Raw genomic sequence first — 13,484 nt, 5'->3', positions numbered from 1 at the left:
GTGGAGGATCTGTTTATCTCCGTTTTGAACATGAGCCTAACGGCAAGCTATGTAATCACCGCCATTATGCTGGCACGCCTTTTTCTGAAAAAAGCTCCGAAAGCGATTTCCTATGCGCTGTGGGCGGTGGCGGGCTTCCGGCTCGTGTTCCCCTTCTCGTTTGAGAGCGTGTTCAGCCTGATCCCGTTCAAGTCCGCGCCCATTCCGGCGGACATCGCTATGCAGCCGATACCGCGCGTTGACAGCGGGATTCGCATTGTCGACAATGTCGTGAGCAGTGTCCTCCCTGCCGCAACGCCCGCCGCGAGCATGAACCCGGTGCAGGTCTGGCTGACAGTCGGCGCATACCTGTGGTTCGCAGGCATGGCGATTATGCTGATTTACAGCGTCGTGTCCATGGTACTGCTCAAACGGCGGCTGAATGACGCGGTGATCATTGAGGATAATATCTACCGAGCCGAAAACCTCAAAACACCGTTTGTCCTCGGATTATTCAGACCGAAAATCTACATTCCGGCGGGGCTCACGGACGAGGAAAACCGCTATATTATCCTGCATGAGCGGACGCATATCCGGCGGCACGATCATGTTGTAAAGCCCCTCGCGTACTTTATTCTCTGCCTGCACTGGTTCAACCCGCTTGCATGGGCGGCGTTTTTACTGATGAGTGCGGATATGGAGATGTCCTGCGATGAGCGGGTGCTTAAGGAAATCGGCGGCGAAACGAAAAAAGCCTACTCCATGTCGCTTCTGTCTTTAGCGGCGGAGCGACCCATCATTGGCGGCAGCCCTCTCGCGTTCGGGGAGGGCGGCATGAAGGAACGGATCAAAAACGTGCTGAATTTCAAAAAGCCTTCTCGGGCGATCATCATTGCCGCTGTCGCGCTCGTGGCGATTCTGAGCGTGGGCTTTGCGATGAACAGAGTAACCGCCGTCACCGGCGATTATGATTTTTACAACTTTAGCGTAAATGGATTCATGCTCGGTGCCGATATAAGCGAAATGGATACGTCAACCCTCACTCCCGCCGAATCATTGCATGTCAGCGACGGATACGATTTTAATTATGAAGAAGTACGTTATAGTGCGGATGCGAACACTGGGCGGCTTATTAAAATGTTCGTCAACGTGTATGACGGCGCATATATTCCGGCGGTGACAATCCATAAGGACGAAGGCCCCATATATATTCCCCATAATCTAAATACCATTGAGCAGGTTATCGATGTTTTCGGCCAAGGCGGGGGCGGCTGGCAGGATAGAGAGCAGGGTCTGCGCTATATGGAATACCGTCAGAAAGAGGGGCAATCGTCGGCAACGGTCAGGTTTGTCTATACAAATGGTGTGTCAGATGGGATAACCCATCGTCTTGTTTGGGTAATGGCTGAGAGCAGTTTGCCGTATCACGCGGAATCGAGGGATGTGTCATCCGCTGAGCCCTTTACATTTTCATCCGATGAAACTGATCTGATAAGACTTGGTACACTTGCCTTCGACACGTATATGGAGTTTCTAATGAGTGAAAAAACTTCAGTCAATGAGCGGATCGCTTCATATAAGCTTAATGATATCTCTGTTATGGCAGGTGATATCAATGAATTCTGCGTTTCCCTGAATTATGATTTTACCACTGATAACAACAGCTATGTAAATCCCGCACGCGGCGCTAAAGGCAAGGGAACCTGGCCCGACAATTATTTGGAGCTCAGAGTCCAGCATGCATATGAGGATATATACACTATCATAAGCATCGGCACAGGCGGCGGCGGGCAGGGACTCACACCATACGCCTCGCAGCAAACCACACTTGAACCCATTGCCCCAGGGTGGTCGCCCGAGCAAAGTCTCGGCGCCGATATGGCGTCCCTTGACTACGCTTCAGATGATATCGTGATTTTCCACGGCTATTTCGGACTGTTTGTTTACGAGCTTGATTCGCGCCGGATCATACGTAGCCTTGATTTAAAACCGATCCATTGTAACGCAACGCAAGGCGACGATTATTGTGAGGTTTCGGTTAGCATGGATGGGAATACGGTGCAACTCCATCGTATGAGCAGTGAAAATATGTATGTTTATACCGTTTCAGACAATACCCTGCGGGAAACGCCTTATGAGCTTATGAGCAATCGGTTTGGAGGCAATTTTGTCGCGACAGAGGATGTGATTGATCCCGAAAAACTTGGGGCATATAGTGATCGCGCCGTCAAATTCGATACAGGGGAATATGGATATCTGCGTACCTCCGACTGGACGCTGGGCACACTCTCTTATGTACGCGATGACTCCCTGTTTTCTCTTTTCGGACGGTAGTATTGGAGAACAATCGAAACCCACATAAAACGAAAGACTGCCGCCTTTGTTGCAGCAAGCACTGAATTTGGCCGCCCAAATTCGCTTGTTAGGGGCCTTCGCCCCTAATACCTCAAAGTATTTATAGAAATGCTTTCTACAACAGCACCAATCAATATAAAGACGATTCCAACCATCAGCGTTACTTTCTCCACTTTCCATATATAAATCATATAAATCACTCATGTTAGCGAAACTGAAACGAAAAAAATGATGCTTGGCATCTTTATTTTGACAATACTCCTACATTTTTCAGCTCAGAGAATTTTCATTCAATCATTCCCATGAAAACATGGAAAAATAAAAATTGAACAGCTCATCATTTTGGGTATTATCAAACGTTTATACTATGGGGACATCCCTGGGTATTTAAATGTTGCTTTATTAAAACCATTTTTTAAGATTTTTAATCATCTTAGATGCCTTAAAACGTTTTTATATGATAAGGGAATCTTTCCGGAGGATTAACCTTGCTGCATGAAGACGAATTGCTGCAAAGAATAAAAGATGGCGATATTTCAAGTCTGGATGAACTTGTTGCGCTTTATTATCCGGGCATACTTCGTTATTGCCTGTGGCATACACAGAACAGGCAGACGGCCGAGGATGCGACGCAGGAAACTTTTTTGAAAGCCATCCGGCACCTTGATGCATATGTTCATCGCGGCAAATTCAAAGCCTACATTTACAAAATCGCCGCCAATGCGTGCATTGATTATAGCCGCAAAAGGATCACAGAGCGGTTGCCGGATGATTTGGCGGAATCCGACAACCGCTTGGAACAGATTGAATCGGAGGAAAACTTTGCATGGCTGCTGCGCCGTTTGCCAAACGAACAACAAGAAGTCGTAATGCTGCGTTTCGTACACGAGTTGAAAATCCGGGAAATCGCGGAGGTTACAGGCGTGCCGATGCGCACGGTACAGTCCCGGCTGCGGAGCGCCTTAAAACGAATTGAAAAAGACCTTTGATAAGGAGGGGAGATAGATGAACAGAAAAATGCGTTCAAAATTACAGGCTGCGCTGAAAGACCAGCCCGCCCTGCAAATATCGAAGGAACATCTGACCCAAACAATGCAAGCGGCCCGCATGGCGTACCAAAACCGCAGGCAGCGGGAGCGTATCCAATATTCGGCTTTCCTGCTGCGGCAGGTACGGTTTATCGGCGCGACCGTTTGGCTGTTGCAGGGACTTCTTTTGTTATGCGCCTTTTGGCTGTTTGGTTTTGCGATCACGGATACTGTTTCTGATCTCGCTCCGCGCCATTTGCCGGTACTTCTCGGCTGTTTTGCAGTCTTTATCGCCATGACCGGCATCCCTTTTATCGGGCGCTCGGCACAGTATAGAATGCTTGAAGTGGAAATGGCGACGCGAATTTCGATTCCAAAACTATTGCTGACCCGGATTCTTCTTATAGGCATTGGCAATGTACTGCTGCTTACGGTTTCTTTACTTCTGGCAAGAACAGGAACAGAGTTTGGTACAGGAAACATCGCCATATACCTGCTGCTGCCGTATTTGATTGCATGCTGCGGCTGTTTGTTTATTCAGATATACGCCCATGGCCGACACCAAGGATTTGCCTGCACCACCTATTGTTTCTTCTTGATTTTGCTGCTTTTTATACTGTACAAGACTGCCCCGGTGGTTTATAAACAGGCCTCAGTCGGAGTTTGGGGAGCGTTATGTGCACTGTGTGCAGTGATTCTCGCCGCAGGGTTGTATCGTCTGCTTCATAAGGCGGCCTCCCTCGACCTATGCGCGAACGGAATATAACCGAGGCGGGAAGCCCCTAGCCTCATTGCAGCGGTGTGTCGAAACTGCTTCGCAGTTTCTTCCTATGCTTAAAGAACATAAAAAAGGAGCATGAACATGGAGCTTGCGATTCATGGGTTGACCAAACGGTATAAGGATAAAACCGCCGTAAATAATGTAAGCCTGACACTTACCCCCGGCGTATGGAGTCTTCTCGGTGCAAACGGAGCGGGCAAAACAACCTTAATGCGGATGGTGGCCGGAATTTTAACGCCTACTTCCGGCAAAGTCCAATATGACGGCATAGAAATCAAAATGTTGGGCGAAGCCTACCGGGATGTCTTTGGCTATCTGCCGCAGACCTTTGGATTTTATCCGGAATTTACGGTGGCGGACTATCTGCAATATATGGCTTCGCTGAAAGGGTTGTCTAAAAGGGAAACCAATCAAAAAATAGACGAGCTGCTTCACAAGCTAACCCTTGCGGACGTTCGGAACAAGCATATCCGCAAGCTGTCGGGGGGGATGCAGCGCAGAGTGGGGATAGCACAGGCGCTTTTGAACGACCCGGATATTTTGATTCTGGACGAACCCACCAGCGGCCTTGACCCTGGCGAGCGCATACGCTTCCGAAATATCCTTTCGGAGTTTGCGCAGCAACGGATTGTATTGATTTCCACCCACATTGTGTCCGACGTGGAATATATTGCGAACCGCAACGCGATTATGAAAGACGGACAAATTATTGCGGTCGGCACTACAGACGAGCTTGTGAAAATGATGGGCGGCAAGGTATGGCAAGGAACGATTCCAGCGGAACAGCTTCATCATTATGAGCGTACCGTCCGGGTTGTGACCGTCCGCAATGAAGAAGGCGGGAGAGTATCGGTACGGTATGTTTCGGAAAGTCCGGGCTTGCCGGATTCACAGACCGCCTCCCCCCGGCTTGAGGATTTGTATCTCTGGCTGTTTCGTGGCGAGGAAGCCGTAAAGGAGGATGCCATATGAAGCGCATGATAGCTTTGGAACTCAAACGGGTGGCAAAAACCCGTTCCACATGGATACTGGCGGTGGGGGCACTGCTGCTGTCAGTCATTATGGCACTTTTGGTTATCTCCTTTGCGCGCCATTGGAACCTTGATGAAAATGGTACGGAAGTAAGGCTTACCGGCAGGGATGCGATACAGGCAAATCAGGAAATGCTGAAACCGATTGAGGGTGAGCTTACGCCGGAGAAAATACGAGCCGCCTTTGAAGCCTATCATGAGGTATATGAAACCTATGGAGCAAAGATGGAGGATATACCCAAAGATGTATATTATCAAAAAATATCGCCAATTAATGCTATATTAAATAACGTACGCGAGGTCTATGTGGATAAATCCACCGGCATTCCCGTGCCGCTGTATGAGATTTCACCTGAAGAAGCGGCCAACTTCTACCAGCAACGCACGGAGCGCCTTGCGGACTATCTGTCAAAAGAATATAAGGATGCTCCCGATGCCGTGGAACAAGCTCTTGCAACAAATGAGAAAGTAAAAGCGCCCTTCTATTATCTATATGGCGTTGGGGACAGCGACACGTCGGAGTATCTGACCATGTGCATTTTCCTGTTGGTTATGTTATGCACAGTCATTGCCGCGCCCATCTTCTCCGCTGACTATCAAAGCGGCGCGGATGACATTTTGCGTTGCGCCAAACATGGAAGGCAACGTTTGGCAATTGTAAAGCTGTTGTCCGCGATTTTGCTTACAACCGCAATTTTTGCGGTCTGCGTATCGGCCTTTATATTGATTTCATACGCCGCATTCGGTTGGGATAGTCTGAAAACAACGCTGCAACTGGCGTTTTCCGCAATATCCTTTATACCGCTTACCGTAGGAGAAGCCAATACGCTGGTTGTCTTTTCCGGTCTGCTTACTTTCCTGGCGACGGTATGCTTTACACTATTTCTTTCAACCAAATTCAAAAATCCGATTACAGTCTTGGGACTTGCCCTTGGCGGCTGTTTGTTGCCCACTGTTTTATCTTTTGCCGGAAGCGGCGCCAATATCGAAAACTGGATCAGGCTATGCTTGCCCTCAGGGGGAGTCGGACTTAGAAACAGCTTTTTCTTTGAGTTGACCGAATTTAACTTTTTACCTCTTGGGCCGATCAGCGTCTGGACACCGTATATCATCCCGGTGGCGGCAGGGATAGAGATTGTCTTGTGCTTTATCCTTGCAGTACACTCTTATTCCCGGCATGAAGCGTCCTGATCGGCTAAGGCCTAAATTTCACCATTGTTGGGAATGGGGTTCTTCTTGCGTCACCACACGGGTTTGCTTATCTTGTCCGGCGCACCGTTGCCTATCGGAGGCATTTTTCCTTTCCTCGTCATTGCGGCGGCAATCAACGGCGACGTCAACGCATCAACACCGTCCTAAAAAACTACGAGGAGTATATTGACGCTTTTAAAATAACATAACATCATAACCTGCATGTGAGCGCGTCCCCCTCTTTCCGTGCTTTTCCATAGGAGACAATCGGGGTATTTCTCCGATTTTGGGCACAGACCTTTATCTCTCGTTTTTTGGATATATTAAGTAGAAAAACTTTTTGTAAAGGAAACTTGACAAAAAGTAAGTGCTTTGTCAAAATATATGTAAAGGAAACTTGTCGGGCGGGAGGATGACTATTTGAAAAATAATGTTGAAAGGATACGAAAAGAAAAAGGGCTAAGTCAAGAGGAACTTGCTAAAAGATTGCGGGTTTCTCGGCAAACGATAAGCTCCATAGAAACGGGAAAATACAATCCCTCATTAGATTTGGCCTTTGCCATAGCCGATTTTTTTAATAAAAAGATCGAAGACATTTTCATTTATGAAAGGAGCAAATAGCCATGAAAAAAAGCTATTTATGGTGTGGTTTAAGTTTTATTGGAATTGGCTGCGTTTTAATAGGTGCCACAATTATTTTTGACACGAGGCTGCAAAGTTTATTGTACGGTTTTGCTGGTGCGCTTATTGGCCCCGGAGCGGTAATGGCAGGAAAATATTTTTATTGGATCATGCCGGAAAATGCAGAGAGATATAAAGAAAAACTTGATCATGAATCTATCGAGATACATGACGAAAGAAATGAGGGGTTAAGAAACAAGGCGGGCAGATATGCTTTCCTTTTGAGTCTTTTTGTTATTTCCACATCAATAGTTGTTTTTTCTATTCTGGGGGAATTGGAAGTCATAGAAAACACGCGCATAATTATCATGTACTTAGGAGCATTGTTTCTTTTTCAAATCGTATCGCTATCTGTGTTCCATCGGCATTTGCAAAAAAAATGTTAAAGTTATTTTATTCTGCCCTTTGCCGATAAATTCCCATGGGATACCGAGTTTGACCCTGTCCGCCTGGAATTCGGCGAGGTTTACGCCTCGCTGCGCAAAAAAGGTGGATGCGGATAGTCCGGCAGAATCAAAGGCTGAAGAGATACTATACAGCTTCTTTCATGTCCTTGTCAAATATAAATCCACATACCAGAGATGTTAAAGGCGACACCAAGACAAGGCCAAGACAGCCTACGAAGGTATGCAATATCTCTGCTGCTATTGGTTTTGAATTGAGAATATTCATTAGTGGTGTTCCTTGAGCCATATATACCATAAGAACTGTGATATAGCTTCCCACATAAGCCAATAGCAAGGTGGTGGTTTGAGTGCCAACTACGGATTTTCCAATATTAAGTCCTGCTTTCACAAGCTCTGTCTGAGTGATCTCTGGGCTATTTTTAACAATTTCCTCCAGTGCTGACGAAATATCTATTGCTAAATCAAGTATAGCTCCTGAGCTTGCAAGATATATCCCCGCTTGAAAGATGGAGGTTAGGTCCAGTTTCATAAATCCTGAGTATAACAGGGATTCGGCTCCTTCCATTACAGCACCGTGTATATTGAAGAGACTTCCAAAGGTTATGGCCAAAAAACATGTTGCTAAAGAACAAATCGTAGCACTGATAATGGCTGCATAGGCCTTTTTGGAAAAGCCGGCCACTAAAAGAAGTGTAACAATCGTCAGTACATTGCCGACAATTAGTGCCACTAATAATGGATGATAACCATGCAGCATCGCCGGTATGAGAATTTTCCAGATGCTTAGCAGGGCAAAGGCAATGGAAAGCAAGGTGCGAACTCCAGTAAATCCGGAAAAAATTATGATAACAAGTGCAAAGACTCCGATTAAAAGTAATTCCTTATCTACACGATAATGATCAATCATGTTGGCAAAGTTGATCTCGTTATTCTCATTAAAACCAATCAGTACCCAGGCTTTGTCCCCTTCTTGAAAAATTTTATCAATGGTTAAACTGCCGGTAAGCATATTATTGGCCTGAATCTGTTCTCCCTTATGCGAACCTGTTTCTATCTCAATTACAGCACTTTGATCACCGAGCTTATAGATTCCCGAACTGTTTATTCCTAAATTATTGACGGAAATGACCTTGGCCCGAACACCTTCGGTATATCTATATTCTTGCTTCTGAAATCCTGTGGGCAATATGGCAAGAATTGCCACTATGATCAAAAAAACTATGGTAAAAACAAGTTTTTTTCGATGTAGGTTCTTTAATAACTTTTTCAATTGATACTCCTTTCATCACATCATTAAAACAAGGCTGGCGTAAATTCCAGCCTTGTTTTATCTATTCTATTAAAATCCTGAGTTGTTTTTTAGAATGGCTAGTTAAGTTTCGTAGCTGCTACTAATTTATCGTATACTTCCGTGTTCTCATAGGCGCCGTTAAATAGCTCTGCGCTTGCACCTGTTGCATATACCGGTACCGGCACTCCTGTATGCGAATATGAGGTCCATCCTATACCGGCTTTATTATTAATAATGTGTGTTAATGTTACTGAAAGCGGATTGTAACCGCCGTATAACAGATCGGTTTCTTCATTGTCAGTAGGCTCATCTGCCATGGTTTCAGCAAAAGCAGTTTCTAGTTTAGCCATTTCTCTATCTGATAATTCTAATGTCATATAACTTGGCTCACCTTTACGACTGATGTCGCCGGTCGCATTGTTAACAAGACCAAAGTTTTTAGTAATCACCGGCATGACATCTGCAAATGTTAAATTGGGGTTATTTTCCTTCATATTGTCGATCAATTCATCAAATGCAACATACGTCATCTTTTGATTATTTAAGAGATGAAAAGCGGTATCATAATTGGTTGTTGCTTGCCCTATCGTCATGCCGCCTGTTTCATGGTCGCCGGTTACAATGATCAAAGTTTCATCGGGGTGCTTTTTAGCGAAATCCACCGCTACTTGAATCGCATCATCAAATGCTAAAACGTCTTCAATATTTGCTTTGGCATCATTAGCATGACCTGCCCAGTCGATTTTCCCGGATTCGGCCATCATGAAAAATCCTTTATCATTATCAAGAACATCAATGCCCTTCCGAACAAAATCTGCCAGAGTTAAATCTCCCGGTTTATTATCCAGTGCATAAGGCATCGCGCCACTATCTTGAGTAACCGGCGTCACTGCATATACTTTCCCGGATTGGCTGTTAAGAGCTAAGATATCTTCTTTGGTTCTCGCTATAGCGTATCCTTTTTCTTCCAAAATCGTATAAGCATCTTTTTGATCATTATTCTTTCCTGTTGCTTGATTGATCGTACCGCCACCAAAGTAGTCGAAGTCTGAATCGGCCATTTGCAGCGCTATGTCATAATAATCATTTCTTGAAGCTACATGTGCGTAATATGCTGCCGGTGTGGCATGATTAATTGTTACTGTTGAGATGATGCCTATCTTCATGCCTTTTTCCGCTTTCAGTCTTTCAGCTATAGTTGAGGGAATATTAGCTCCATCAACACTCTCGGAGGTGTTAGCTGATTTATATCCTACCGGTTTTAACCCAATAGTTCCGCTCCAGGTTTTAAATCCTGATGATAAAGAAGTTGCAGTAGATGCGGAGTCTGGTGCAAAGGATGTTGCATCCTGGGTGGTTTGATATCCTGCGGCCTCAAAATCTTGGAAACTAACTTCTTTTAAAGTAAGTTGGTTATGACTATTGTTCCCTTTATAAATCTGAGCTGAATTCACCTGAACTGCTGCCATACCGTCTCCAATGAACATAAATATGTACTTGGGAGTTTTTGTCGTTTGCGCTGCTGTGCTTGATGACTGTGCCGCTACACTTTGTGGCATTAAGTTCAAATCTTTAAATGGTGAAAATCCTGTGATTAATGATAATATCATTACCAAGCATAGCAAAGCCACCAACGATTTCTTGGGTGATGTTAACCTTTTTAACATGGCGATCCATCCTTCCAATTTATTTTATACCCCCAGTATAGAGGTGAGAGGTTAAAGACAAATTAATTTAAGGTAATTTGATTGTGCTAAAAACGAAAAATTTTAGTCAATTCTGAGGTATTTAAACCTGCTTGAAAGCGCATTGGCCTTTTTGCCCGGGAGCACATTGAAGCTGTTTTCCCGATGTGGAGCTGCTAAAGATGATGAGGTGTTCTTTAAAATTTTTTAATACCTATTGCCATTCGTTTCTACAATATGTAGAATAAAAAACAAGACGTAGAAACGTAGGGGATATCACGATGATCAATATTACAAATGCAGAAATGGAGATTATGCGCATCGTATGGGACAGTGGTGAAAGAGTGACCACCAAGGACATCATGGAAAAGCTGCCCGGCAAAAAAGCAACCACCATCCTGACCCTGGCCGGCCGGCTGATCGACAAAGGAGTGCTGAAATCAGTTAAGCTTGGGCGTTCTCATGCCCATGAGTACTGGGAGGGAATCAGCGAAAAAGACTATCAGAAAATGCAGACCCGGAATTTTATCCGATCAATTCACAAGGGTTCCGCCAAAAGTCTGATCAGCGCCCTGTTTCAGGATGAAGATTTGACGCAAGAGGACATTGAAGAGCTCAGGGATTTTATCGAAAAGCAGGTGAAGCCCCATGATTAAAATGCTGTTTATGACTTCTCTCACCGGCAGCGTCATCAGTCTTTTGCTTATACTGCTTAAAACCAGGCTGGTGCAAAAATTAGGCGGCACCTGGTATTATCATCTATGCCTGCTTTCTCTGGTGCTGTTTGTTGTGCCCATACAAGTCAATGTAGGCGGGCTTTTGCCCCAGCCCGTAATTATCGAGGAAAGAGCGCCCGTGCAGCAGCAAGCCGATCTGACCATCCACACCGCTCCAACCCCAGGGGAAATTGTCCCGGCAGCCGCGGGGCAAACGGCTGGTCAGCGTCATCTGCCAGTTCCGGACGTCGGACAATGGATGTTGGGAATTTGGGCAGCGGGTTTTGTCTTGATGCTTGGCAGATACCTATGGGGCTATTTCAGGTTTAAGACCAAAGTAACCCAGAACAGTCCTATCGGCAAGGCGGAAAATTTGGATGTTGTGGTAAGCAGCTATGTCCACTCTCCCATATTGATTGGTTTTTTCAAGCCTGCAATCGTGATCCCACAGGCGGAAATCAGCCCCTATGATTATCGGTTGGCATTAAAGCATGAATTGACGCACCATAAGCAAAAAGACGCCTGGTGCAAGCTTTTGGCGGTGCTGGTAAACTCCCTGCACTGGTTTAACCCCCTTACATATTTTATGGTGCGCAATATAAGCGAGGCCTGCGAATACGCTTGTGACGAAAAAGTGACGCAAGGGATGGGCTGGGAGGAAAAGAAAGGCTACAGCGATATGATTTTAAATTTTGCCTGCCACCCTTCCCCGGCTTTAAGCAGCAGCCTGGCCCGGAATAAAAAACAATTGTTCAGGAGGTTTGAACTGATTATGAAAACCGGTACAAAAAGTAAAAAACTTTTGGGCGTCCTGCTGGCTGCGGTGATGATGGCCGGTTCCGTAACGGCCACGTCACTGGTGTTCGCGGAGGAACTAAAACCGCTGTCCAGATTCGGCGGCGCATTTGTAACCCACTATGATCCATCTAAGAGTCTCGAGGTCAATGTGCTCAATACACTGGATATTCATTACGATGCCCCACTCCCACTACTTAGGGTTTATACTATGCCCGGCACAACCTATATTGACGTCAACGGACGGAAAATAGATACTTATAACCGAACCGAGCCCTATTACGGTGTGGAAAAGGAATGGAAAGAGAAAAACTTCGCCGTTGAAACCATGACAACGAAAACCCTGTCCATAGAAGGAAAAGACGTTACCGTAGCATTTGCCGGCCAAGCCGCCGCCTACCGGGACGATAAAGTGATCGAGAAAATGATCAGAAACCAGATCACCTTTGAACTGAGCTATCGCGACGATATTTTTGATTATGACCATCAGGCTTTTATCAACCAGCTGATCAGCCGCGGTGCCTATGCCATCAATGAGGTGGTCACGCCGGAAAATTTCAACCCCTTTATATTTCACAGACAAAACGGAGATTTTTTAGGCGAGAAAATACTAACCAAGTTTGATAAAAAGGAAAAAATCTCTGATATTTTCAATCAAAAAACAATCATACCGCAAAACATCGATGGCAATCAAGGCGCACAGCTTGGGGACAGCTTTGTGATCGGAAGCGGCGAAACCCTGGCCATAGACATCAAGGAGACCACCGACAAAATGCCTAAGGTCAACTGGGCCATCATCAATGTGACAACGGGCGAACCGGTGGATTGGATGCCCAGCGCGCCAGGCGGCCACAGGTTTATCTATACACCGAGAGAGGCTTACGCCAACCATACTTTCAAGGTGATAATGAGCGGGGAAAAAAGCGACACTGCAACCATTGAAATTTTCACTTACCGGACGGGAGCAGGCGAAGTCGCATCTGACGGACAAACTACAACTAAACTCGATGAAAACTGACCGTTTCGGCCAGGCAGCTATAATGATGCTTCTGTGCCAGCGGCTTTTCTTCCAAAAGCGCTTGCAAGACTTCTTCCAGCAAATCCAGGTTATACCCGCGCTTTTTTAACAGCTTATAGTCCTTGCGGAATGGTGCGGTCGTTTTTAATGTCAGCATTCGCGGTCCAGTTCCTCGAACAGTTCGCGAGCAGAAGCGTAGGATTTCGCCGGGATTTTTCCGCTGGCAATGTCCCTGGCTTCCTGCATGGCTGTTTCGGTTTCATCGTTATAGCCGGGCTGTTTCCTTTCAAAAGGCAGGCCACCCACCATCAAAGACTGATGCAGGAAAATGTTCACCGCTGGTTTCACCCAAAAAACTCCGCAAAGAGAGATTGAACGGGCACTGCATTATAAAGAAGATTATGAAAGAAGATGTGACAATGAGTAAAGCAGGAGCAAAGTTTTCCGAAGTGAAAGAGCCTTTAATGAAGGATGAAGAATTCAAGGCGGAGTACGAAAAGTTAAAACCGCGCTATGATGTGATTTC

The 13,484-nt window shown here is 45.7% G+C and carries 13 protein-coding genes; 9 read left to right on the top strand and 4 right to left on the bottom strand.

Going from position 1 to position 13,484, the window contains the following annotated elements; genetic code table 11:
- The 7 genes from B2633_RS10970 to B2633_RS10940 all read left to right on the top strand — a co-directional run bounded on the left by B2633_RS10970 (position 1) and on the right by B2633_RS10940 (position 7,432).
- Positions 1-2,313, top strand: coding sequence for a M56 family metallopeptidase (locus B2633_RS10970; protein WP_483170701.1), 2,313 nt, complete (start codon positions 1-3; stop codon positions 2,311-2,313).
- A gap of 509 nt (positions 2,314-2,822) precedes the next feature.
- Positions 2,823-3,323, top strand: a complete 501-nt coding sequence (locus B2633_RS10965) for an RNA polymerase sigma factor (protein ID WP_483170700.1) — start codon at positions 2,823-2,825, stop codon at positions 3,321-3,323.
- Between the two features lie 16 nt (positions 3,324-3,339).
- Positions 3,340-4,128, top strand: coding sequence for a hypothetical protein (locus tag B2633_RS10960; protein ID WP_483170698.1), 789 nt, complete (start codon positions 3,340-3,342; stop codon positions 4,126-4,128).
- Between the two features lie 96 nt (positions 4,129-4,224).
- Positions 4,225-5,115, top strand: a complete 891-nt coding sequence (locus B2633_RS10955; protein WP_483170697.1) for an ABC transporter ATP-binding protein — start codon at positions 4,225-4,227, stop codon at positions 5,113-5,115.
- Positions 5,116-5,120: 5 nt separating this feature from the next.
- Positions 5,121-6,365 (top strand): ABC transporter permease, encoded by a 1,245-nt coding sequence (locus B2633_RS10950; protein WP_483170696.1) that lies wholly within the window; start codon positions 5,121-5,123, stop codon positions 6,363-6,365.
- 420 nt (positions 6,366-6,785) lie between these two features.
- Complete coding sequence (locus B2633_RS10945) at positions 6,786-6,986, top strand: helix-turn-helix transcriptional regulator (RefSeq protein WP_483170695.1); 201 nt, start codon at positions 6,786-6,788, stop codon at positions 6,984-6,986.
- Positions 6,987-6,988: 2 nt separating this feature from the next.
- A complete protein-coding gene (locus B2633_RS10940) occupies positions 6,989-7,432 on the top strand; it encodes a hypothetical protein (protein ID WP_483170694.1) in 444 nt (147 codons plus the stop codon).
- Positions 7,433-7,577: 145 nt separating this feature from the next.
- Here the strand turns inward: B2633_RS10940 and B2633_RS10935 are convergent, their stop codons facing one another.
- Together B2633_RS10935 and B2633_RS10930 are read right to left on the bottom strand one after the other, a co-directional pair.
- A complete protein-coding gene (locus B2633_RS10935; RefSeq protein WP_483170693.1) occupies positions 7,578-8,723 on the bottom strand; it encodes a YibE/F family protein in 1,146 nt (381 codons plus the stop codon).
- Positions 8,724-8,821: 98 nt separating this feature from the next.
- Positions 8,822-10,411: an alkaline phosphatase gene (locus B2633_RS10930; RefSeq protein WP_483170691.1), complete on the bottom strand. Its 1,590-nt coding sequence runs from the start codon at positions 10,409-10,411 to the stop codon at positions 8,822-8,824.
- A gap of 299 nt (positions 10,412-10,710) precedes the next feature.
- Between B2633_RS10930 and B2633_RS10925 the strand changes: the two genes are divergently transcribed.
- Together B2633_RS10925 and B2633_RS10920 are read left to right on the top strand one after the other, a co-directional pair.
- Positions 10,711-11,085, top strand: coding sequence for a BlaI/MecI/CopY family transcriptional regulator (locus tag B2633_RS10925; RefSeq protein ID WP_483170690.1), 375 nt, complete (start codon positions 10,711-10,713; stop codon positions 11,083-11,085).
- The gene (locus tag B2633_RS10920) at positions 11,078-12,958 is read left to right on the top strand and encodes a M56 family metallopeptidase (RefSeq protein ID WP_483170689.1); all 1,881 of its coding nucleotides are present in this window, start codon (positions 11,078-11,080) and stop codon (positions 12,956-12,958) included. The genes B2633_RS10925 and B2633_RS10920 overlap by 8 nt, the downstream gene beginning before the upstream one ends.
- Here B2633_RS10920 and B2633_RS10915 read toward each other — a convergent pair.
- Positions 12,939-13,115 carry a type II toxin-antitoxin system YafQ family toxin gene (locus B2633_RS10915; protein ID WP_483170688.1) on the bottom strand — a complete coding sequence of 59 codons (177 nt, stop codon included), beginning with the start codon at positions 13,113-13,115 and terminating at the stop codon, positions 12,939-12,941. The two genes, B2633_RS10920 and B2633_RS10915, sit on opposite strands and share 20 nt — an antisense overlap.
- A complete protein-coding gene (locus B2633_RS10910) occupies positions 13,109-13,306 on the bottom strand; it encodes a type II toxin-antitoxin system RelB/DinJ family antitoxin (RefSeq protein ID WP_483170687.1) in 198 nt (65 codons plus the stop codon). Before B2633_RS10910 ends, B2633_RS10915 begins: the two co-directional genes overlap by 7 nt.
- Positions 13,307-13,484 lie beyond the last annotated feature (178 nt).

This window comes from Syntrophomonas sp. UBA1041 (assembly GCF_002316705.1).
Classification (GTDB): domain Bacteria; phylum Bacillota; class Syntrophomonadia; order Syntrophomonadales; family Syntrophomonadaceae; genus DTU019.
The sequence above is the reverse complement of the archived record's forward strand: the minus strand, read 5'-3'. Positions and strand labels throughout refer to the sequence as shown.